Origin of the sequence: Desertivirga arenae (assembly GCF_017355785.1) — a bacterium.
Classification (GTDB): domain Bacteria; phylum Bacteroidota; class Bacteroidia; order Sphingobacteriales; family Sphingobacteriaceae; genus Desertivirga; species Desertivirga arenae.
The window spans coordinates 44,444-67,845 of sequence record NZ_JAFEWE010000003.1; the positions used below are offsets into that span (position 1 = coordinate 44,444).

18 protein-coding genes are annotated in these 23,402 nt (G+C 42.0%); 3 read left to right on the forward strand and 15 right to left on the reverse strand.

Annotation, left to right across the window (positions count from 1 at the left end):
- Positions 1–12: 12 nt before the first annotated feature.
- Entirely contained in the window at positions 13–2,418 is a 2,406-nt protein-coding gene (pbpC, locus tag J4N24_RS07165; RefSeq protein ID WP_242691552.1) for a penicillin-binding protein 1C, read from the reverse strand.
- 206 nt (positions 2,419–2,624) lie between these two features.
- Here pbpC and J4N24_RS07170 point away from each other — a divergent pair, with 206 nt between their 5' ends.
- Entirely contained in the window at positions 2,625–3,206 is a 582-nt protein-coding gene (locus J4N24_RS07170; protein WP_207532993.1) for a hypothetical protein, read from the forward strand.
- A 96-nt stretch (positions 3,207–3,302) separates the two neighbouring features.
- Here the strand turns inward: J4N24_RS07170 and J4N24_RS07175 are convergent, their stop codons facing one another.
- The 9 genes from J4N24_RS07175 to J4N24_RS07215 all read right to left on the reverse strand — a co-directional run bounded on the left by J4N24_RS07175 (position 3,303) and on the right by J4N24_RS07215 (position 18,042).
- Entirely contained in the window at positions 3,303–8,912 is a 5,610-nt protein-coding gene (locus tag J4N24_RS07175; RefSeq protein WP_207532994.1) for an alpha-2-macroglobulin family protein, read from the reverse strand.
- An 80-nt stretch (positions 8,913–8,992) separates the two neighbouring features.
- Entirely contained in the window at positions 8,993–9,397 is a 405-nt protein-coding gene (locus J4N24_RS07180; RefSeq protein WP_207532995.1) for a hypothetical protein, read from the reverse strand.
- Between the two features lie 58 nt (positions 9,398–9,455).
- Positions 9,456–11,807, reverse strand: a complete 2,352-nt coding sequence (gene topA / locus J4N24_RS07185) for a type I DNA topoisomerase (RefSeq protein ID WP_207532996.1) — start codon at positions 11,805–11,807, stop codon at positions 9,456–9,458.
- 108 nt (positions 11,808–11,915) lie between these two features.
- The gene (locus J4N24_RS07190) at positions 11,916–12,602 is read right to left on the reverse strand and encodes a hypothetical protein (protein WP_207532997.1); all 687 of its coding nucleotides are present in this window, start codon (positions 12,600–12,602) and stop codon (positions 11,916–11,918) included.
- A 24-nt stretch (positions 12,603–12,626) separates the two neighbouring features.
- Positions 12,627–13,715 carry a tRNA 2-thiouridine(34) synthase MnmA gene (mnmA, locus tag J4N24_RS07195; RefSeq protein WP_207532998.1) on the reverse strand — a complete coding sequence of 363 codons (1,089 nt, stop codon included), beginning with the start codon at positions 13,713–13,715 and terminating at the stop codon, positions 12,627–12,629.
- Positions 13,716–13,871: 156 nt separating this feature from the next.
- Entirely contained in the window at positions 13,872–15,920 is a 2,049-nt protein-coding gene (locus tag J4N24_RS07200; RefSeq protein ID WP_207532999.1) for a dipeptidyl-peptidase 3 family protein, read from the reverse strand.
- 60 nt (positions 15,921–15,980) lie between these two features.
- Positions 15,981–16,613 carry an HAD family hydrolase gene (locus J4N24_RS07205; RefSeq protein WP_207533000.1) on the reverse strand — a complete coding sequence of 211 codons (633 nt, stop codon included), beginning with the start codon at positions 16,611–16,613 and terminating at the stop codon, positions 15,981–15,983.
- Positions 16,614–16,643: 30 nt separating this feature from the next.
- Positions 16,644–17,576: a sterol desaturase family protein gene (locus J4N24_RS07210; protein ID WP_207533001.1), complete on the reverse strand. Its 933-nt coding sequence runs from the start codon at positions 17,574–17,576 to the stop codon at positions 16,644–16,646.
- Entirely contained in the window at positions 17,566–18,042 is a 477-nt protein-coding gene (locus tag J4N24_RS07215; RefSeq protein WP_207533002.1) for a universal stress protein, read from the reverse strand. The genes J4N24_RS07210 and J4N24_RS07215 overlap by 11 nt, the downstream gene beginning before the upstream one ends.
- Before the next feature lie 77 nt (positions 18,043–18,119).
- Here J4N24_RS07215 and J4N24_RS07220 point away from each other — a divergent pair, with 77 nt between their 5' ends.
- Both J4N24_RS07220 and J4N24_RS07225 read left to right on the forward strand, forming a co-directional pair.
- On the forward strand, positions 18,120–18,908 hold the full coding sequence (locus J4N24_RS07220; protein WP_207533003.1) for a C40 family peptidase: 789 nt from the start codon (positions 18,120–18,122) through the stop codon (positions 18,906–18,908).
- 52 nt (positions 18,909–18,960) lie between these two features.
- The gene (locus J4N24_RS07225) at positions 18,961–19,326 is read left to right on the forward strand and encodes a hypothetical protein (RefSeq protein WP_207533004.1); all 366 of its coding nucleotides are present in this window, start codon (positions 18,961–18,963) and stop codon (positions 19,324–19,326) included.
- Here J4N24_RS07225 and J4N24_RS07230 read toward each other — a convergent pair whose 3' ends face one another.
- The 5 genes from J4N24_RS07230 to hisH all read right to left on the reverse strand — a co-directional run bounded on the left by J4N24_RS07230 (position 19,327) and on the right by hisH (position 23,357).
- Positions 19,327–20,238, reverse strand: coding sequence for a WD40 repeat domain-containing protein (locus J4N24_RS07230; RefSeq protein ID WP_207533005.1), 912 nt, complete (start codon positions 20,236–20,238; stop codon positions 19,327–19,329).
- A gap of 129 nt (positions 20,239–20,367) precedes the next feature.
- The gene (gene hisIE, locus J4N24_RS07235) at positions 20,368–20,955 is read right to left on the reverse strand and encodes a bifunctional phosphoribosyl-AMP cyclohydrolase/phosphoribosyl-ATP diphosphatase HisIE (RefSeq protein ID WP_207533006.1); all 588 of its coding nucleotides are present in this window, start codon (positions 20,953–20,955) and stop codon (positions 20,368–20,370) included.
- Entirely contained in the window at positions 20,955–21,767 is an 813-nt protein-coding gene (hisF, locus tag J4N24_RS07240) for an imidazole glycerol phosphate synthase subunit HisF (RefSeq protein WP_207533007.1), read from the reverse strand. Before hisF ends, hisIE begins: the two co-directional genes overlap by 1 nt.
- Positions 21,768–21,912: 145 nt before the next feature.
- Positions 21,913–22,662: a 1-(5-phosphoribosyl)-5-[(5-phosphoribosylamino)methylideneamino]imidazole-4-carboxamide isomerase gene (locus J4N24_RS07245; protein WP_207533008.1), complete on the reverse strand. Its 750-nt coding sequence runs from the start codon at positions 22,660–22,662 to the stop codon at positions 21,913–21,915.
- Between the two features lie 59 nt (positions 22,663–22,721).
- Entirely contained in the window at positions 22,722–23,357 is a 636-nt protein-coding gene (gene hisH / locus J4N24_RS07250) for an imidazole glycerol phosphate synthase subunit HisH (protein WP_207533009.1), read from the reverse strand.
- Between the last annotated feature and the right edge of the window lie 45 nt (positions 23,358–23,402).

Consider the following 23,402-nt stretch of genomic DNA (forward strand, 5'->3'; position numbering starts at 1 on the left):
ATAGTAATTGTTTTAAAGTTCTTCCTTAGCCAGTACAGTAAATGTTTGTTGTACCCGCAGGCCTTCCTGGTCTACCAGTGTGATGACATGTTTTCCAGGAGGAGGTAGCAGCGCCATTTGATGCAGTTCTCGTGTAAGGCCAAGAAAGGTATTATCCAGATGCCAGTACACTTTCTCGCCAACCTTGCGATGGGCGGCATAAAATATCACCTGCTGTTGCTTCCCATCAATTCCTTTGGGAATATAGATCCTTGCATTATTTTTCGGATAGATCAATTCCATACTTGCTCCTTCGACTCCCTGGCAGCCCTCTCTGAACGGGGGAGGTGTGCGGTAGGAATAGTTCTTCGTTTTGTAATAATATTCCATAGCCGGAGGCAGAACGAACCAGGAACGATGGATCATGTTGGACGGCGACTCGCAATCGGAAGTTACCTGATATCGCCCGGTCCGGTCCAGATGCACCATTTGATGAAAGTTACATACCGGAGCATGTGCAGAAGCAGCAGGTAGTGGTATTGTTGTTGTGTTTGTGCACATGGTCGATGCCTTGAATCCACTCTCCTGGCAAACCTTTACTGGCTTCATCTCTCGAACAGGAGGACTGAACCAATTATTTCCAGACGATGGCGGCAGGAGTCTGAATATATCGAACAGTACCGGTCCGGCGGCATCAATTCCAGTCAGCCCAGGTCGTCCTTCACCATCGGTGTTGCCCGCCCAAACACATACTACATAACGCGGCGTTACACCCAAGGCCCAGGCATCCCTGAACCCAAAGCTGGTGCCTGTTTTCCACGCTATTTGCTGAGAACCGGTGAACTGTTTCCATAATAGCTCTTCGCCCGGGCGCATCACTTCATTCATTGCCTGGAAGGTATAATAGATGGATGCCGCACTTAACAGATCACTTTTGTCGCTCTGCTGGTTTGCTTTTATTTCATGATATGATGGAGAATGCCAATCGATCTTATTATAATTCCCATCGCGGTTATAATGATTAAGTGAGCGGGCCATACTGGCATATATTCCGCTTAGTTGCCACATCGTAACCTCACAACCACCCAGAATAAGTGAAAGCCCGTAAAAATCAGGAGGCTGATGAAGCGAGCTAACTCCAATCTTTTTTAAGAATTCATGAAAACGTTCATAGCGGTATTGCTGCAACATTCGTACAGCTGGAACATTTAAGGAACGGGCGAGGGCTTTCGAGGCCGGAACAGCACCATCATAACCGAGGTCATAATTATTAGGTTGGTAACCCGCAATCTGGGTAGGTATATCAGGTACGAGACTATGAGGTAGCGTCATCCCTTCATTCAGCATGGCCGCATACAGCAATGGCTTGAGTGTACTTCCCGGACTCCTGGGAGCCTGAATTACATCGACGTGGCTTTCGATCTCCTTATTTTCAGGTTGATAAATATTCCCGGCGTAGGCTAATACAGCCCCGCTTTCTACATCAAGTACAAGGGCTGCACAATTACTTACCTGGTTGGCCATCAAGCGCTGATGGTGAACATTTAGGATGTTTGTTACCTGCTTCTGCAAGGTACTTTTCACCGTGGTCCTGATTCTGGTACTGCTTAGCTTCCCTTGCTTGTAATCGTTCCTGACGAGGTTTAGCAAATGAGGACTTAGCTCGGGTAGCGCAAAAGGCTTACCGGGTAGAGGTTCGGACTTAGCGAGCTTAGCTTCAACTTCAGTAAGGACCTGTTCTGCTTGAAGAATATCAATTAAACGGTTCCTTTTACGAAGAAGCCGGGTTCTGTTCTTGCCCGGGTGTACCAGCGAAGGAGCATTGGGAAGTACCGCCAGAGTAGCCGTTTCTCCCCAGGACAACTTGGATGGTTCTCTTCCGAAATACCGCCATGAGGCTGCTTCCAAACCTACTACATTTGAACCAAAGGGCGCATTAGCAGCATAAAGACTTAGGATTTCGTCCTTGGTATACCGGATATTTAATCGCACTGCCTTTATACCTTCAAGAAGCTTATTGAAATAACTCCGCTTATTTCTGGCTGAAAGCCTTATGAGTTGCATATCCAGCGTACTGGCTCCGCTAATTATCCTCCTTTTACCAAAATTTTGTTTTAAAGCACGTGCTATAGACAAAGGATTAACGCCAATATGATGGTAGAAGCTTCTATCTTCAAAAGCAAGGATGCATCTTCTAAATTTTTCGGGAACTGCATTAGAAGCTGGAAATCTCCATTGACCATCTTCTGCTATTGCCGAAGTAAGTAATTCACCCTCCGCACTTTCAACTACAAAAGAGGTTGGTGTATTAAAAAGAGGTTCTGGAACTGAAAACCAGAAAAGCAGGAATGCAGCAAACAGAAGCATGGTGAGTAAGAACTTCCCGGAGAATGATTTTCTTAAAGTGAGATATCGATTGCGGAGAATGCTGCCAGACATGTTCAGGTAACGAAATGCAAGGGATAAATATACTATTCTTCTGAAATTGAAGATACTGATTTAATCAGTTATAAAGGTCATAGTTTTTTAAGCAAAACGGGGGGTTGGTCAAGGTTAGTAGTGATAATAGTCCATTTTGTACTGATATGGGTCATGTTTAAAAAACTGATGGCCATCTAATTTAGCCGGCAAATAAAACTGGCTGAATGAATATAAAACGTTTACTTAAATCTAAAAGGTTAATGGCAAGCTGCATGATCCTGACGGCCCTGGCAGCAAAAGGCCAATCTGAATTTAAAGTACACGAGTCAGGAGAAAAGGGAGCACATCGCTTTACGTTTTCTCTGGCCCAGGTATACTTCCAGGAAGGTAAAAGCGATGAAATACGCAATACCTTTGTTCCTGCCTATACTTTCAATTACGATTACATGATCACGTCGCGCTGGTCTTTAGGGATGCATAATGATATTCCGATGCAGGATATAGAAAAAGAGGAGGAGTTGCACGATTTTAGATTGTCATCGTCAGAAAGGCCGGTAGCAACGAAGATCATAGGGGCCTACCATACCCATAAGAATATTGGTTTATTATTTGGGATCGGTGACGAGATCTCTCATCATGAGAACTTTTTTATTACTTCTGCAGGAGCCGAGTATGAATTTCATTTGAAATCCTCCTGGCAGCTAGGAGCAGAGCTGGTTTATGATTACAAGGTACATACAGCAGATACCTGGATGATGGGCATCGGGATATCTAAAGTATTGACAAGACATCGGCATAAAGGATAAAAGGCGGGCTAAACTGAACCAGTCTCTAGAAGAAAGAAAGCCCTTTGAAGCAAGGGCTTTCGGAAGGAATAGGTGGAACCTATTCCTTTTTTATTATTACTGATTATTGGTCACCTGAACCCATTGACCAGGGTGTGCTGCCGAAATGGATGAATTATACATGGCTTCGCAATAGGTGGCGGGTAAATAGAACTTGCCGATATAAGAAGCGTTAAGCAGTACAAAGAAGGTGGCTTCTTTACGCTCTTGCAAACTGAAGTAAGTATTTACACGATCATCGCGAACATCCTTGTAATCGTAATTTGTTGCTTGAATACTTTCTTCACTATTCAGCAGACGGGTATTTATGATCTCCCAACCAGAGGGGAACAATTGCGTTAAAGCCAGATTATCATACCGCCCCAGTTTACCCGGATTAGTAATGTTTACCTGGGCCATAAAATCTGTTCCCTGAGGGAGGGTAGCGGGGTCTAATAATTGACCTCCCATAGTGAAATAATTTACCCGCATCGACAAAACATCATCGTTGTTCTCGGCAAAGTGCTCCTGGCCAACGGCTGGCTTACCCTGCTGGATGATTCGAATAAATAGCCGGCTTTTTCCTTTATTGGTAAATAATGCCTTATTTGCTGCATTCACTGCTGAAGGCTGAGACCAGACATAGGAGCTTTCGTTCACACTGCCTTTTGTTCCATTCAGGGAATAAGCGAATTGTAATTTACTTCCTGCAGCGGTTGCTCCACAATAACGGGCAAGTGCAATCAGGGCATAAGCCGTTGATTGCGTACTGTACCATTCTTGCTGTGATAAGCGGAATGCAAGGCCCTTCGCCAGAGAATATGCCTCCTTATTACGTCCTAAAAGCACCAGTGTTTCTAATATCATGGCCTGATCCCTGATGTCGGAGCCGAAGGTGCCAATGGATTGCCTGTAAGGTTTTACAGACATCGGTAATCCGCGCGTAAGTTGAACAGCGACCTCGGTCTGTCCGGCCAGGCGGTAGGCGGCGGCCAATTGCCATTTTGCCGGAATTGACAGGTATTTAAACTCTTTCAGCCTGTTCATTGCTCCAAGCTCCGCAGATTTTGAAAGGGCAAGAAGGTAGAGACGATAAGCCTGTAAAAGATCGCCACCATAGAAGTTGAGGGTGGAAGGTGTCCAGGATACCGCTTTGTTTTTTTGGAACTTTTTCCACTGCGCCATAAACCCTGAAGGCAGGGTATAGCCATTGGCCTCTGCCTCAAGGAGAAAATGTCCTGCATAATTGGTACACCACTCATCCGGATCCTGCAAGCCTGGCCAGTAGGCAATACCTCCATCGGAAGTTTGATATCCATTTAATCTTCCTATTGCTGCTTTTATATTGTACTCGGTCTGGGCTTTCTTTTTATCCGACAACTTTAACAACTTCGATAAATGTAACTGAGGAAAGGCTGCTGAAGTAACCTGCTCTGCACAGCCGTGTGGATACTGTATCAGATAACTTAATCGCTTGTCTAAATTCATCGGGGCGATAGAGGAAACCTCTATTGTGGCCTTATTAGTACCTGCAGTACCATAGGGAGCAAATGGAATACTTAAAGAACTTCCTGGTTCCAGTGTTTTTTCTATTACCCTTGTAATGACAGGGTTTGGATTTCGCACATCCAGTTCTACATCATAGGATGCCGTTTCTTTTCCACTGCGTGCCAGCACCTTGATCTTTGCTATTCCCGCTACATTCTTTGTTGCCAGGTCGAGATAAAGTAATTGGTCCCCTTGCTTTTGAAAATCAACTGTCCTTTTGTTTCCCGTGATGAAATTAAAGGCATTTGATTGCACCTCTATGGACACCTGTTTAATGGAATTGCTCATGGAGAATACAGTAACGGGAAGTTTAAATTGCTCGCCTGGAGACAGTACCCGTGGAAGGGTGGCAAGCACCATTAATGGCTTCTTCACCTTCACCGCCTTTTCGGCAAAGCCATACGCTCCATTTTGTCCCGCAATGACCATCACCCTTACCGATCCTACATATTGTGGTAATTTAAAGGAGTGGGTTTTAGAACTGCCATCAGATTTGAAAGGCCCGAGAAACTTAACAACAGGTTTAAATCGATTAGCCGTAGGATTTTTACCTCCCTTGCCCGATTGCCGGTCGCCACCGATACTAAGGATACGCTGAAGTTCGCCGCCATAGGCACCAATGACGTAATCGAAGAGGTCCCATGTTTTAACCCCTAAACCTTCCCTGGCGTAAAAACTTGCATGAGGGTCGGGGGTAGGAAAGTTAGTGATATCTAAGAGACCTTCATCCACTATGGCTATGGTGTACGTCATTGCTTTGCCGGAAGCTTCTGAAACAGTGAGGGATGCATTAGACTCGGGTCGTATCTCCTCAGGCATTTTAATTAGAGGCTTCAGAATAGTTTCCGGATCTTCAACTTCAATAGGTATTACTCCATACATCCTTATAGGAAGGTCGTTGATCGTTTGTGAATGAGGTTGAAGCAGGGTAATGTTTACAAAAACATTGGGTGTCATGCTCGCATCGGCCCTAAACCGGACTTGGGTTTGTCCTTTTTTAGCCTCAAACCAGAAACGTCTGATCACTCTGCTTCCGTTTTCAATGCTTACCAATCCTCTTCCTGCGTTCCCAGAAGGAATGGTAAGTGTAACTTGTTCTCCTGCCCGGTATTTCGATTTGTCGGACGTGAAAGATAACATGGAAGCTTCTGTTGGATTTTCACTCTGCATCCTTTCGGCCCAATTTGGCCAGTCGATGTAAACAATCTTGCCGGAAGTATGCCCTGTCCGAGGATCTCTCACCCTTACCAGGAACCTTCCCCAGTCTGGCTGATTGATTCTAAGGTTCCAGCTTCCCTTACCATTATTCAGCGTTACTGTACTGGTTGAAATCAATTTATTGTACTCATCCTGGGTGAAGTTACTGACGGAGCTTTCGTCCTCGTCCCACCACCAGGCCCATTTCATCTTATAAAGTTCTACTTCAACTTCCTGAGAACCCGACAGCGGTCGTCCTTCGGTATTAACATTAACGATCTCAACGAGGTGATCTTTGTCGGTGCTGAGCATACCATTGAAGCCAGAACCTTCAGGCATTTTAAGTCCTACATACCCGCTGTAAACATTGTAGGGCATGGTTAGCTGATTGATGCTGAAATTACCACCCGGTTCAAATACTTTTACCAGGAAATTAGCATTAAGCCTTCCAGGAGCTTGCTCTTCTATATTTATATCTGCCTTTACTTGTGCCAGGCCGTTTTCATCCAATTTGCCTTCAAAGACCGGTTGAATCTGAGAACTGAACGTTCTGACCGGATCATCGAATACAAATCCATCGAAGCCGTTAAACAGGGTTGGAGCTGCTGAAACAAAAGCATCGATCTTCGCATTGAGATTGCGACCTGCTCCTCCAAATAGCCATTCTGCCTTTAAGTTTCCTTGAACGTCTTGCCCTTTAGTTAAGGAAGTTTTCTGACCAAAGGAAAGGTTGATCTTGAGACGATTAGGCATAATGGTTTCTATCCTCAGGCGTTTTTCGAACAAGGCCCCGCCAGCTTTCACTTTAGCTGTCCAGTTTCCGGTAGGAGAGGAAGGTTCTGTAGAAGTTTTGAAGCTGTAGAATCCGTTAAGCGACTTATTCTGGCTTTGCTTTTTATACAATTGTCCTTGTGGGGTGTAAAGCTCCAGCTCAACCGGATAGCTGGGAGGTAGCTTGTTCTCTTTGTCATCGAGAATGAACGTAAGATAGAGTGAATCTCCAGGCCGCCAAACGCCACGCTCGCCGTACAGGAATCCTTTCAAGCCTTTCTGCACCTGCTCGCCACCGATATTGAAGCGACTCAAGGGTAGGGAACTGCCATCATCTAGTTTCAGATAGGCACGCTCTTCTCCCTTTTTCGCTACCAGCAGATAGGGTTTTCTTTTTAATTGTATATCTACCAGACCATCATCGCCTGAAGTAGCCTTGCCGATAACCTGGTGCTGGTAGTCCATCAACTCAAGTTCTACATTAGCCATTGGCTCTGCTGAAAGGATGTCTGTTACTGCAATGGATATTCTATTATTGGTTCCCTGTTTGGCTATCAGACCGATATTGGAAGCAAGCACGTTCCTCGAAGCCCAACGCTCTTTATTATAATACGATTTGTTACATGGATTATTCCTTTCATCCCAATTGTACCCATAAGGATAATAATTATCATACCTGCTCCAGAACTCATCATCCTCATCAATCCCCTGACCATTTGCGGAATACTCTTCATCTTCGCCATATTCTTCGTCATCTGATTCTTCCCCGCTCGATTGATCGCTACCCGCTTTACAGGAGTAAATGCTGTATTCAGGACGGTAACCGATCATAATACGGTAAATGGCGCCGGGTTCTGTCCTTACTAACTTATCGATGTCAAGCATGAACCTGGTTTTCTTATGAAGGTTAATGCTTTTATCCTCGTCTAAATGAATAGTAGTTTGTTTGACAGGCTTGGCTACCTGGCGTAACAGACTCTCACCATTGAAATCATTATTCTGCAAATACTGCGGAATGTTATTGCCATAGATCTTTATAATGGTTACGTCTACAGCCTTGAGATTAACCGCTTCAAATGGCATCATTAATTTCCCGGAATGTGGAAGGATAACTCCTTTTCCTGGTATTGTTACCGAAGGCTCAAGGTTTTCAACCACTATATTTCCGGTAAATGCACGTGGAAGCTTTTTTCCCTGAAAGTTTTCGATCCCCTCATTAACAAAAACAGTGTAATTGCCGTCGAGCTTATCGGCGGGATAAAGCTTTACTTCATTGCCGTTAATGGTGTAGGCAGGCATAGCCATATCACTTAGTCCAAGTAAGCCGGTAAGCTCCTGCCCAATGCGAATAGGATCTGAAAAAAGAACGGAGATGTATTGTTCTTTATCCTGGATAGTCTTAACACTAAGAACCTTAAAATCGTTATAAGCGGGCACAGCAACCTCTTCTGAGCCTTTACCCTCAACCTGGATTGCTTCTCCATTATAATTGATACTTAGAAGTTTCTCTGATCTATAGCGTTTAAGGTTGTTAATCGTAAAGGTATGGAGCTTGCTTTCCTGGTTATGCTCCCACGCGATACTGATATCTTTATCGTAGCTTACCTGCACCATTTTTTCTACCAGAGCGCTTTCTTCCACATCAGCCGTAGTAATAGTTCCCTTTAGTTTCATCTTTTCAGAAGAACTAGCAGAGGCGGAGCGCAAACCCTCCACTTCTATGGCAAAGTCGGGCTTGATGGTCTGGAAATCAAAATTGAACTTTCCAACTTTATCAGGCACTTCCATAATAGTTGAAAGTTTAAAAGAGGCAGAATACTCCCGGTCGGGTTCCAGAGCTTGTTCTGGTCTGAATTCCACAGTTCTGGCATCTTTCCAATAAGCCTTGCCTTTAATCTCGGGTGAGAAGTGGAAGAGCTCTTCGTTAATCTGCTCATTTCGTGCATGGAAGGTCTGCACATCTGAAGCGAGGTGGATGGTAATCGGACTCTGTCTGGAGATAATGCCGGTGGTATAACTGTCTACATATCCTGTGAACAGTTCATAATTACTTTCATTAACCCTTTTGGAGTGTCTCTGATGCCTAAGAATAGCCAATGCTGCCAGGACGAACAGTAAAAGGATAACGTAGTTCTTCCTGTTTCTGAAAAATGAGGTATTTCCGGGAACCATTTGTTAAGGTTTATCTGCGGAAAGTAGTAATTATTTAAGGAACAATACTACACCAGAGCTAAATATTTTTTCTCTGTTTCTTAGCCGATCATGACCCCTGGTTTGTTCACCACAGGAATGCGTATAAGATTTGACTCGACTATACTTTCGGGAAGGAAGATGAACTTCTTGTCGTAGATATGGCCATTTATGTAGAAACTTAGCCAGTACTCGTTCGTTAAGCCAAAAACCTGCTCATCGATGGCCTCGATCTTCGCGAAGTCCTGCCCGGCCACGGTACCGATGGAGTGACGTAAAATAGAGGTTTTAACTTCCTCGCCATCTTTGAGACCATACCCCTTAGAGCTTACCAGAACCGTTTCGATCGGCTCGTTCTTAAGATTAACCAGGTAGACATTCCATACCTTTGCCTCAGGAGTTTCTCTTTCAAGTACTACCGCTATCGCTACATCTTCTACAATCTTAACAGGAATGTCTTTCTTCATTGCAATTTTATTTAAGCCGGAAAGATGAGGCAAATCCATCTTCCCGGCTCTGTTCTGTCTATTTTTTCTTTGCAGGGAACTTTTTCCCGCCTTTTTTAGGCTCTTTCTCTGCAGCTTCTGCCAGAGCCTTCACCTCAGCAAAGGTAAGGTCTTTCGGTTCTTTACCTTTCGGGATCTTTACGTTCTGTTTGCCAAACTCGATGTAAGGCCCCCATCTTCCATTTAATATTTTCACTTCCGGATCCTCGTCAAAAACCTTAATTAGTTTCTCTGAGTCCTTTTTGCGTTTTTCTTCGATGATTTGGATAGCCTGTTCTTCGGTAACATCATGAGGATCCAGCCCTTTAGGTAACGAATAGAAAGCACTATTATGACGGATGTAAGGACCGAATCTGCCAATTGCCACCGTCATATCCTTTTCTTCATAAGCCCCAACTTTTTTAGGAAGTTTAAATAATTCAAGGGCTTCTTCGATGCTGATGGTCTCAATCATTTGGCCAGACCTAAGACTGGCAAACCTTGGTTTCTCGTCGCCCTCATTCTCAGGCGTTTCTCCAATTTGAACAAAAGGACCGAAGCGGCCAATACGCACTGAGACTCTTTTGCCTGTTTCGGGATCAATCCCAAGTTCGCGTTCACCGCGTGCTTTTTCTGCTGTCTGGATAGTTGTTTCAACTTCCTGATGGAAGGGACTGTAAAAAGACTTGAGCATCTCCGTCCACTCTTTCATTCCCTGTGCGATTTCATCAAACTGCTTCTCAACAGAGGCTGTGAAATGAAAATCTACAATACCTTTAAAATATTGAACAAGGAAATCATTCACAACAGCACCTATATCAGTGGGAAAGAGCTTATTTTTCTCGGCTCCAGTGTTCTCCGTCTTTACTTCTTTCTTTACTTCTCCGTTCTGCAAAGTAAGCTGATTAAACTGCCTTTGCTTTCCTTCGCGCTCCTCTTTAACAACATACCCGCGGTTTTGAACGGTGGAAATAGTTGGAGCATAAGTTGACGGACGACCAATGCCTAATTCCTCTAACTTCTTTACCAGACTTGCTTCAGTGTACCTGGCGGGTGGACGAGAAAAGCGTTCAGTTGCTTTAATCTCCTGTGCTATTAAAGTTTGTCCCTGCTGCAGGGGAGGAAGGATAGCATTTGCATTATCCTCGTCAAGATTTGTTTCCGTTTCCTCGTCTGTTGACTCCATATATACTTTCAGGAATCCGTCAAACTTCATCACTTCTCCATTAGCAACGAAGTTTTCGCTGCGGCCAGAAATAGTAATTTTTGCGGTTGTTTTCTCAAACTGGGCTTCGCTCATTTGAGAAGCAATAGCACGTTTCCAAATCAGGTCGTATAAACGCTTTTCAGATGCATCACCTTCGATGCTATGCTGTTCGAAATATGTGGGACGAATAGCTTCGTGAGCTTCCTGTGCTCCGGCTGCCTTTGTCTTAAACTTTCTTTGTTGGTGATATTGGCTGCCGTAAGCTGAATTAATCTCAGCAGCGGCACCATTTAGCGCTGTATCAGATAAATTAACAGAGTCTGTACGCATATAGGTAATATACCCATGTTCGTACAGCTTCTGAGCAATAGACATTGTCCTGGATACTGAATACCCAAGCTTTCTGCTGGCTTCCTGTTGCAATGTTGAAGTTGTAAATGGAGGGGCCGGGCTTCGCTTTGTTGGTCTGGTATCCAAACTCGCAATCTGGTAAACAGCTTTCTTGCAGTCCTCAAGGAATTTGGTGGCTGTGGCTTCTTCCTCAAAACGCTCAGGAAGTTCAGCTCTGAATAGCTCCTTTTGTTTCCCGGTAGAGAAAATAGCCGTAACCTTATAAGCTGCAGTAGCTTTAAACTTATTGATCTCGCGTTCTCTTTCAACAATAAGTCTTACTGCAACAGACTGGACTCTTCCTGCTGACAATGAAGGCTTTACCTTTTTCCACAGTACGGGAGAAAGTTCGAAACCAACTAACCTGTCTAACACACGACGAGCCTGCTGAGCATTAACCAGGTTATAATTTATCTGACGAGGGTTCTCTATAGCCTTTAGAATGGCTGGCTTAGTGATCTCATGGAAAACAATACGCTTGGTCTTGTCTTCCTTAAGGCCAAGGGTCTCGAATAAATGCCAGGAAATAGCTTCTCCTTCGCGGTCCTCATCGGACGCGAGCCACACAATTTCTGCTTCCTTTGCCAGTTTCTTAAGTTCGTTAACCACTGCCTTTTTATCCGCAGGCACCTCGTACTTCTGAATGAAGTTGTTGTTAACGTCTATGGCATCATCCGTTTTGACCAGATCTCGTATGTGGCCATAACTTGACTTTACAAGGAAATCACTTCCAAGATATCCCTCTATTGTCTTTGCCTTAGCGGGAGACTCAACTATTAGTAGATTTTTAGCCATTAAGAACCCTTCATTTTTCTGCAAATAAAGTCATTAATAGAACTAATGCAAAATTGAATTGCTTTAAAAAAGTTCAGAATACAGGAAATGCAGCAGTAAAGGGCTTGATTAGTTGAAAGATAAGATTTGCATGGTATAGATATAGCCGTGAGTGGTTTTCTGCGTATAGAAGTCCTTTTCTATGTTTTTCACATACTTTTTAATCATTCCCCGGTTCCTGGAATAATGTTCTTCCGCGTATTGTTCGTTCAGTAAATTTTTCTCGTCGGCCTGGATCACAACAGCAACTGAATCGAAAGTCAGGGCATTAAGGGTGTCCTTTTGATCGAGGGTTTTATAGAAATAATCCTGCTTTTCAAGGTTATTATAGGTGTTTCCGTTCCACACAACATTTTTGACTGGGGGAAACACCATTTTTACAAACCTTTGGTTATCGATAAATTCCTCTGCTCTTAAGTCGGTTATGTTTCTGGAGATAACCTTTTGGAATGCCCACTTTCCTCCGGCATTTTCTCTTTTATATCTTTCAATATAAACCGTCTGCGTCCTTTCTCCTGATTCAATACGGGTTAATACAGTATCCTTAATTTGGAAGGAGAATTTAATTTCAGAGTTATCAAACTTATTATAGGCAATGGAATCCACCTGATAGGTAATGCTGTGTCCGGGAACAAGGGGATAGTAGTCTTTTTTGAGATCAGGGAAATCGGCATTCTCAGTTTTAGAACAGGCGATCAGGAACAAGAAAAAACCGGCCAAACAAGCCTTAAAAAACGAATTCCGGATGCTGTTCATATTAGTTTGTTTTAAAACTACCAATTATAGTAGAAAGCCGCCGCCCAGAAGATCATTCCCTTCGTAGAAAACAGCTGATTGGCCAGGGGCTATCCCTGCAACTTCGTGATGGAAATCCACCTTCATCACATCACCTTCTTGCACAATAGAACTTAGGGTACCTGAGTCTTTATAACGAATCTTTGTTACAGCTTCCAGAGGCTCTGTAATACTCTCATATTTAATGAGATTAACATCTCTTACTAAAGCTGTTGTTTGCTTCAGTTCATCCTGTGTTCCAAGCATCACTGTATTACTTTCCGGCATTATACGCGTAACGAACATAGGCTGTCCTAGTGCTATCCCCAGGCCTTTCCGTTGCCCGATAGTATAGTAAGGATATCCCTGATGCTCACCAACAACAGAACCATCTGCCAATATGAAGTTCCCTTTCCCTATTTTCATATCGAGATCGGGCACCTGATGACGAAGGAAGGAACGATAATCGTTATCAGGAACAAAGCAGATCTCGTAGCTTTCACCTTTCTTGGCTAACTCTTCCTGGCCCATGTCTAAAGCCATCTGCCGGATTTCTGCTTTCGTAAAACTACCCAGAGGAAATTTGGTACGCGCCAGGTTTTTCTGGGAAACACCCCAGAGTACATAAGATTGATCTTTATTTTCGTCTTTACCTTTCGAGATCACATAGCGTCCGCTATCTTGAAGACGGATATTTGCGTAGTGGCCCGTAGCAATAAATTCACAATCCAGTTTATCAGCACGCTTTAGCAGCGCTTCCCATTTAATATAGGTATTGCAAAGGACACATGGATTGGGAGTCCTCCCGGCGAGGTATTCGTCAACAAAGTTATCTATTACGAAGTCGCCAAACTCATTGCGGATATCAAGGATATAATGAGGAAATCCATAGGATACAGCGAGGGCGCGGGCATCATTAATAGAATCAAGACTACAACAACCGGTTTCTTTAGAGGAACTTCCTGAAGAGGCATAATCCCAGGTTTTCATGGTTAAACCAATTACCTCATAACCTTGTTCATGTAACATAACCGAGGCAACTGAGCTATCCACTCCGCCACTCATCGCAACTAAAATTCGTCCGTGCTTACTCATAATATAAGTTAGCAAAGATAGGTGTTTTAAAGAGGTTGCGTGAAAGAGGGAAGTCAGGAAGTTGTAAAATAGAAAGGGAAGGTTGATTTGAAGTTAAGATCGGTAAGAATCCTGAGTTTAGCTGCTGAATGCTTGCGCTAAACTCAGGATCAACGATTAATTCTCTACAGGTAAAAAGGAATATTTCTTAGCATATTCCATCATCTGCTGATAGAAGGATGTTGGATAAACGACTTTAACATCTGTAATGACATTATTTTTCATGACAGGAACCAGTTTAGCTTGCACAAATCCTTTGTATGGTTTAGCATTTAGCTTAGCATACCGGGCTAAAACTTCTTTCAGAAGCTCCTGATCAACTTTTACGCCGTAGTTCTCAATTAGATTTTTACCTCCCTCGTAATCACCCTCTGATTTAACACGCTGGATCTCTCTAAGCAACTGGCCAAATAATGATCGTAGCTTGTTGTAGTCATTGATCTTTGTGTACGTTTTTCCGTTCTCCTTTACAAACTCGATGACGTTGTCTTTCTTGCCCATTTGATACACCCAATTAGCATTTAGCTGCCTGTTACGCATATGTGCTTCCTGAAGGTCGTCTCCGGGTTTCAAACGGGTAAGCTGGGTGATCAAACCATTCATGATGTAGCTATCGTATTCTGCTTTACCGACTTCCAGGGAGGGCATCACACCGATTTCAACTAGTTTAGGATCCATTACATAGTATAAAGCAACAAGATCTGCCCGTGCTTCTTCGAGTGCCGAGGAGTAATTGCGAAGGGTCTTGTCTGGAGTTTCAACACCTGGGTTGATCTGCCCGGATGCATGACCTATACATTCGTGCATATCGGTATGTAGATCAGATGAAAGGGCTCCGTATTTCTTAATCCGTTCTTTAACCTCTGCGCCATAGGCAAACTCATCCAGTGTACCTCCACCTTTACTGGAAGCAACATTATAGGAATGGATTATATTGCTTAGAGATACAGATTTAGAACCGTGTTCCTTTCTTAGCCAATCCGCATTGGGAAGGTTTATTCCGATAGGAGTAGAGGGAGCAGCGTCTCCACTTTCTACGATCACTGTAATTGCCTTGGCGGTAATTCCGGTCACTTTCTTCTTTTTATGCTCGGGCATTAAAGGAGAATTGTCTTCAAACCATTGCGCCTGATTGGCAATAGCTTTGATTCGCTTTGTTGCTTCAAGATCTTTTAAAGATACAACGCTTTCGAAGCTTCCTTTTTTACCAATGGCATCATTGTACACTTCAATGTAACCATTTACAACATCTATCCTTGAAGCCGTATCTTTTACCCAGGCAATGTTATATTCATCAAAATCTTTTAGATCACCCGTCCTATAATACTTGATCAACTTTTGAAGAGCATCTTTCTGCTCAGCATTTTCAGCAAAAGGTACAGCCTTCTCTAACCAGAAAACTATTTTCTCTATTGCTGCACTATACATGCCTCCAACTTTCCAAACCTTTTCTGTAACCTTGCCATTAACTTTCAAGGTTTTTGAATTTAGTCCCCAAGAGGGAGCATTTCCTTTAGTGTTAAACTTCGAGTAGAAATCTTCGACCTCTTTCTGAGTTACGCCTTCGTAGAAATTATTTGATGACGCAACCACATTATCGATGTTTGGAGAGAGATCAACCATTTTAGGCTGGAAATTCGGATCAAAAATGAGAGGCTTTATACGGGTTAAGAAGGCCTCTAAACTTTCGCCTTTTTTCAAAGGAAAGTTCTTAGTATCTGAATTCTTCACCAGTTTTGTGAAATAGGAGAAATCGTGTTCAGGAACAAATTTTTCATTTCCGTAATGATGATATATACCATTACTGAACCAAACACGCCCGGCGTAGGTTTTGAATTTTTCCCAGTCGGCAGTCTTCCTGTCTCCTTTATAGGTACCGTAAATATTTTCAATCGTCTTCCTTACAAGAAGGTTATACTTCCCTTTTTGATCGTAAATTATATCCCTGCCCGAAAGCCCTGCCTCATACAAGTAATAAGCTAGTTTTTTCTGCTGGAGTGATAATGTTTCAAATCCGGGAACCTGATAACGGAGAATCTGGAGATCGGCAAAAGCTTCTGCATTAACATCGAATGATGATTTCGTGGAGTTCTGCCCATGAACAGAAGAGCTATAACCTAAGCCGCCCAACAGCATGGTTGATAGTACTAAAGAATTTAACTTCATATTAATGATCGTGTATTAGAAAAAAGCAAAGTAAACAATTATTTGCTTTTACTCAACAATCTATAAGTTCATGAAGTGATCTGTAAACGTTTTAAAATCGTCAAACCTAAGATCGTATTTTTCTACCTTACCAAAACCGAAACTAAAAAATACAAAAGGTACACCAGCCAACTCGCTTTCTTGTTGATCTCCTTCTGTATCTCCTATATATACGGGTGTTTTAAGATCATACTTATCGATCAAAAGCTGAATATTATGATGCTTGGGCATGTTATTTACGCCATAAGCCATCTCATCTGTGATATATTCACTAATTTTTGCCCATTGCATAAAGAGAATGATCATCCCTTCGGGACAATTGCTTACTATAAAGAGCTTGTATTTTTGTGAGAGCTGCTTTATTCCATCGACCACTCCTTCGTACATGGATCCTCCTTTTGTGCTGACTAAGTCAGCACGATGTTTATTGATGGTTCCGTAGATCCTGTATTGCTCCTCAGAGGAGTATTCAGGTAAAATTGCGTTCAGAACAATGCTTGAGTCCTTACCCATTAGCGAACTTAATAATTCAGGAGAAACTGATCTTTCAACTCCCTCAGCACGCAAACCGCTATTCCAGGATTCAACATATAAGTCGAGGGCATCCCAAAGGGTGCCATCCATATCAAAGATTAAACTATCAGGTTTTAACATGAAGCAAGTATAAACAAAATGCCTTTTAAGTTAGCGCGGGAGAGGTAATTGTTGCTTCTTCTCCTCACTGATTTTTGAGGGACTGCCAAAAAGAAAATGAAGCTTATTCTTTAAGCCCTGTGCATGAGATACATCTTTCAAAATATCGGCATATTCATGAAAGTTGAGATAGAAGGGGTCTGCCTTGCTTTTTATTGGAGAAGTTAATCCGTAAACAGGCTTTTCGTTTTCTTCCTGAAAGGTATTGAACAGCCTGTCCCAAATAATAAAAGTAGCGGCAAAGTTCTTGTCAATGTACTTTGGGTTGGAACCATGGTGAACCCTGTGGTTGGATGGAGTTGCAAAGATATATTCTATTACTGGATGAAGTTTAGGGATATACTCGGTATGCACCCAAAATTGATAAAGTACGGCCAGCTGATTAGTTATAAAAAAAATAACAGGATGGAAACCAACGAAAGCCAGGGGCAGGAAAAACAGAAGTTTGAAATGCTGCACCCAGCTCTGTCTGAAAGAAACTGTTAGGTTATAATGCTCGCCTGAATGGTGCACTACATGCGACGCCCAGAAGAAGCGATTAAAATGGGAGATCCTATGGGACCAGTAACTACAGAAATCGAATAAAACATAACAAGGCAAAAGGGTGATCCAGTGAAAAGACATCCTCCATGGTACCAGGTTATAAATATATACAGCACCGTACAGCAAAACTACCTTTAGGAAAAGGTTAACTACAAAATTGCCCAGGCCTACCAGTATTGAGCCTATCGTTTCTTTGGTTTCAAATAGCTGCCGGTGCTGAATAACAGAAATAATAAACTCAAGGATAGTAAAGAAAGCAACAGCTGGCAATGCATATAATATGATATTTGGAGAACTTTGTTCAAGCAGAGAAAGATCTTCGTATCGTATTCTGGGCGCACCGATTATTAAATTAACAATATGGATAGTGCTACTCCCCATAATCCTTATTCGGAATTACCAAAACGGGACATTTAGCCTTTCTGACTACCTTTTCGGCTACACTTCCTGAAATAAAATGATCAAAACCAGTTCTGCCATGCGTACCTAAAATGATCATATCTGCATTCCACTCTTCGGCCGCACTCAGGATCTCATCCCTTGTATTACCAATTCTGGGAAAGGTATAAATAGGAGCTTTCCCCATCTTTTCGTTGGCAATCCTATCAAGCAATTTTTTACTTGTTTCTTCCTGAACTTTAATGAGTTCTGGCATCATAACAGGTTGCTCTGTTACCAACGGGTCAGCAACATAAGGAGTTGCAACAGGAAGCTCATCCACATGTACTAAGCCCACTTCTGCACCTAACTTCTGAGCAAGGTCAAAGCCATATTCAACCGCTCTGGTAGAATAAAGGCTATCTTCAACAGCTATTAATATTTTATGTACTTCACTTAATGTTTTCATATATATAAAAACACTAATTGATTTGGTTAAGTTTTTAAAGTTTATATTCTTGGTAATTTTTGTGTTGATTTGTATATATGACAGAATCCGGAATTTGTAATCTTTCCATAGTACCTATTCGCGCCGAAGCCTCCGATAAAAGTGAGATGTTATCGCAGTTGCTATTCGGCGACTGTTTTGAAGTTTTAGAGAAGACGGAAAAGTGGGTGCGTATCCGTACTTATTATGAGAAATATGAGGGATGGATAGATCACAAACAATACGCGATGGTGGAGGAGACTGACTTGTATCAATACCAGAAGGCACTTACATTAAATCTGGCTGTTAGTCATCCTGTAACAAAAGTGTCAAGCGGAGAGGTCATCCATCTGGTTGCAGGAAGCTCTATACCTTCAACTTTCAGGGACAAAACATTTTCTATCAACCAGGAAACTTATGCTTTTACTGACGAGCCTGTATTCTGTACCAACACCGACTTTAGCAGTATGGTCGAAAGTTTGGCCAGATTCTACCTGCAGGCTCCGTACTTATGGGGAGGCCGCACACTGTTTGGCATTGACTGTTCTGGCTTCAGCCAGATTGTATATAAGATGTTGGGGCTACAGTTGGACCGGGACGCCTGGCAGCAGGCAGAACAAGGTTCTGTGGTAAATTTCTTACAGGAGGTAAAGCCTGGTGATCTTGCATTTTTTGATAATGAGGCAGGAAGGATTGTTCACGTGGGAATAATGTTAAATGAAAATAACATCATTCATGCATCGGGTAGAGTAAAAATAGATCCGATTGACGATCAGGGAATATACAGTCTTGACCTAAAAAAGCATACTCATAAGTTACGTATTATAAAGCGATATACTGGTAATTAATTGTTTATAGGGTAATTTTATAAGAACTTTGTCCTATACTTTTGTAGATCTTATGAAACAGGTAGTACTACTTTCTATTTTTCTTTTTTTTGTTACTGGTGCGTTTGCCCAATATGGTAAGCTTGAACCATTGGATGCAAGCAAGGAGACAATTTTTGTTCTTCGTACACCTGAATCGACCTTGAAAAGATTACAAGACACTACTGACAAAGTAAGCAGAAGGAAAGCCGAGTTTATCGAAAATACCGAGCATCAGCTTGAAATTGCCCGCCAGGGCTTCCTTGCGATGAAGCTACCCACTATTAACGTGCAGTCTTTCCTTAATGCAATAAAATACTTGGAGAACCATGGAGTAGACGTGAACTACTACGTTCAGGAATATTTTTACTATTACCCCAACAGACGTAATAGCAGATAATCAGAAGGTCAGTTCCCAGATAATTACATTCTTATCATCTCCTGTGGAGATCAGATGAAAGGTTTCTCGTTCCCAAAATATCTTGTTTATAGAATGAGAATGACTTTCGAAGCCTTTTTCGCGGCTGATGATCTTACGGAGTTTATAGCTTTCTGCATCCCAGATCTTTATACTTTTATCCTGACTTGCAGTAGCAAAATAGGGAAGGGTGGGATGATATTTTATGTCGTAGATTGCAAATAAATGGGCAGGAATAGTTTCAACTAACGAAAGGTCTTGCACATTCCAGATCTTCAACTGCGCATCTCTGCTTCCGGACAAAAGCCTGTTGCCATCCGGTGAAAATTGGAGGGATGTTATGGGCATAGTATGCTCGTGAAGCTCTCCAATAAGAGAATAGTCCTCCACATCGTATAGGCGAATGACATTGTCCTTTGCTCCGAATGCTACTAGTTTCTCATCCGGGCTGACAGCTAAACAACGGACTGTTTCTTTCGAGACCTGGAACTGATAAATCAGCGCAGCATTTAAGGGATCCAGAACAGACACTGTTCCGTCTTCAGAAGTTGCGAGCAATTCTTTTTTATGATCGATAGAAGACAGTGCGAAGACTGGCTTATTGTGGTGATTAAAGCTTGCTTTAACCCTTTGTTCTACAAAATCAAAAAGGTTAACTTTTCCACTCCTCTCGCCTGAGGCCAGAAGGGGAGCAAAAGAAAGTGCATGAAGTGAATAAACTGAACTTGCTACAGGCATCAGTACCTTGATGAACTCCTGTTTCCGGGAGCTCCATTCGACTATGCCTTTATCATTACCCCCTGTAAAAAATATACCGGGTTTTCTGGAAGGTTCAAGTGCATAAATAGGATTTTGGTGTCCGGATAATAATGCCAGTCGTTTTACTTCAATCATAGAGATCCAAAAGTAAAACTTAAAAATCAAATTGGCTGAAACAGACGCATTCCGCTTTCTTAAATTGCATTAATAAAACAAAAGCCCGTAAACGGGCTTAAAATGTATTTATTTTGCTATACGTTTTGACTACCTATGCCTGCTTTCCAGATTTTTAGCTATTGTTTCAAGAGTTAAATTCTTCTCTTTCAATAAAACGAGTAGGTGAAAAACAAGATCAGAAGCTTCATTGATAAGATCATTTTCCGTTTGAGCCAAAGCTGCTATAACGGTTTCAACACCTTCTTCTCCCACTTTTTGAGCGATTTTGTTCAGACCCTTTTGTCTCAGCTTGTTTATATACGAACTTTCAACCGGATTTTCAAACCTGTCTTTAATGATCTCCTCCAGTTGGAATATAAAGTTTTGATTGTACTCAGTTTTAAAGCAGCTACGAGAGCCGGTATGGCAGGTAGGACCAATGGGATTAACTTTTATAAGTAAAGTATCATTATCACAGTCAATACTGATGGACCTTACATTAAGGAAGTTACCGCTCTCTTCGCCTTTTGTCCATAAGCGGTTCTTGGTACGAGAGAAAAAAGTCACTTTTCCTTCGGCCTCTGTTTTCTTAAAAGCCTCCTCATTCATATAACCAAGCATCAATACTTCCAGCGTACTTTCATCCTGAATTACGACCGGAACTAATCCTCCTGATTTTGAAAAATCTATGTTCATTATAATCTTACTTCGATTTGGTGTTTTTTTAATTCTTCTTTCAACGAAGGTATAAGGATTTCACCATAATGAAAAACTGATGCGGCCAAAGCTGCATCAACATCAGTTTGCTGAAAAACATCAATAAAATGCTGAACATTTCCAGCACCTCCGGATGCTATAAGTGGAATTGAAATTTTGTCGTTAACTTTCTTTAAAAGTCCGTTATCAAATCCTCCTTTGGTACCATCATGATCCATTGAGGTTAAGAGGATCTCGCCGGCACCGCGTTCTTCTGCCTCCTTGATCCACTGCTCGGTTTCCATTTCTGTAGCAATGCGTCCTCCGTTCAAGTGAACAAGATTCTTCCCGTTTACAAACTTCGTGTCTACTGCAACTACAACAAACTGCTTTCCAAAAGCAGCAGCAAGTTCATTAATAAGAGCAGGGTTCCTGACAGCAGCAGAGTTAATTGATATTTTATCGGCGCCGGAATTAAGAAGGATATCAGCATCGGCGATTTCATTAATTCCACCACCGATAGTGAAGGGAATATTAACCTGACGAGCGACAGCTTTCACCAGTTCTACCATGGTCTTGCGTCGTTCGTGTGTTGCCGTAATATCGAGGAACACTAGTTCATCAGCTCCTTGCTTGGAGTATTGATAGGCAAGTTCCACAGGATCGCCGGCATCACGAAGATCAACGAAATTAACCCCTTTGACAGTGCGGCCTTCTTTAACATCAAGACAGGGAATAATTCTTTTAGCAAGGCTACCGGCCTCACGGCCCCCTGAAGGGGATGTATGCTTAGCGACTTGTACGGTGGTCAAAACGGAATCTAAATTTCTAAATACTTCGTCATGGATATGCGGTCTGACAAATACCCGAATGATTCGAGTAGAATCGGCCGCTCTTAATCGTTTTACTGAACTTCTGGCTCTGATAGAACAGAGCCAGAAATAATGGGTTTGGTAGTTAGAAAGAGATCAGACTTTTTAAGTTCCAGTCTTTAACTTCTTCTATGGTGATTCTACCCTCATAAATGGCTTTACCAACTACACATGATTCCACTTTAATATCTTGCAAAGCTTTAATATCATCCATAGAGCTGATACCGCCAGATGCAATTAATTTTATGAAAGGGGAGTGGTCAAGTAATTTTTGATATAACTCTACGCCTGCACCGCCTAATTTCCCGTCTTTGTTAATATCGGTACAAAGAAAGCGGAAGAAACCCAGATTAAGACAACGGTCAACGTAATCCATTAGCTTAATTGGCGAGCTTTCCATCCAACCGGAGTACTTGATCACTTCGTCTAAAACGTCAATAGCTACTACGATCTGATCTGAAAGTTTTTCCTTACTGCATACCTGTTCGCTTAAAAGAGGAAGGAAGTCTGGATTTGTAATAGCCTGTGTACCCACTATAACACGGTGGATACCTGCATCTAACAATTCTTTAACTTTTTCTATACTTCTTACTCCACCACCGTACTGAACCTTCATTTCAGTTTTTCTGATGATATCGAAAAGATATTCCTGGTTTGAAAAATCACCCTTTGCGCCGTTCAAATCAATAATGTGTACGTATTCAGTACCATTCGACTGGTACTTTTCAATCATCTCCTCTAAGGTTACATCGTACAATGTAGCGTCATCATAGTTTCCTTCACGCAAACGGACAACTTTCTTGTCCAAAATATCAATTGCCGGAATAATATACATAGTTTAACGTTTTGCTTTTATTTAAATAGTCACATGGACTGAAAAAAATACTTTTAATATTAATAGACTTTAATTGATGCAAAGTTCTTTAACAATTGCTCACCAGCTAATCCTGACTTTTCAGGATGGAATTGAACTCCGTAGAAATTGTCTTTTTTCAAGGCTGCAGAGTACTTTAATCCATACTCTGTAGAAGCGATTGTAAAAGTAGGATTAAATTCAATAAAATAGGAATGTACAAAATAAAAGTACGTTCCACTTTGAATATCCTTAAATAGCTCATTATCAAACTCTCCGTTAACCTTGTTCCAACCCATGTGAGGAACTTTTAGTTTTAGGTTTTCTAAAAAATGACGTGTTTGTAAAGGTGCTATCCCTAATAGCTGCGCATTGCCCTCCTCAGAATAGTCTGTTAATAGCTGCATACCGACACAAATACCTAGAACAGGTTTTGTGGTAGACTTTATTTTTTCGATCATCCCACTTTCCTGAAGCTTCTTCATTGCAGCTCCAGCATGGCCTACGCCAGGAATTATGATACGTTCGTAATTATCAAAATTATCAGGAGAATTAATCATCTCATACGAGATGTTCTGCCGCTCGAGAGCCGCAGTAAGTGAAAAAATATTGCCAGCTCCGTAATTAACGATGCCGACTTGAGCATTGTTAGAATTCCTTTTTATATCGTCACTCATAGTTGAATCTTTACCGCCTTCATCTACCTTTTACTTCTTAAAAGG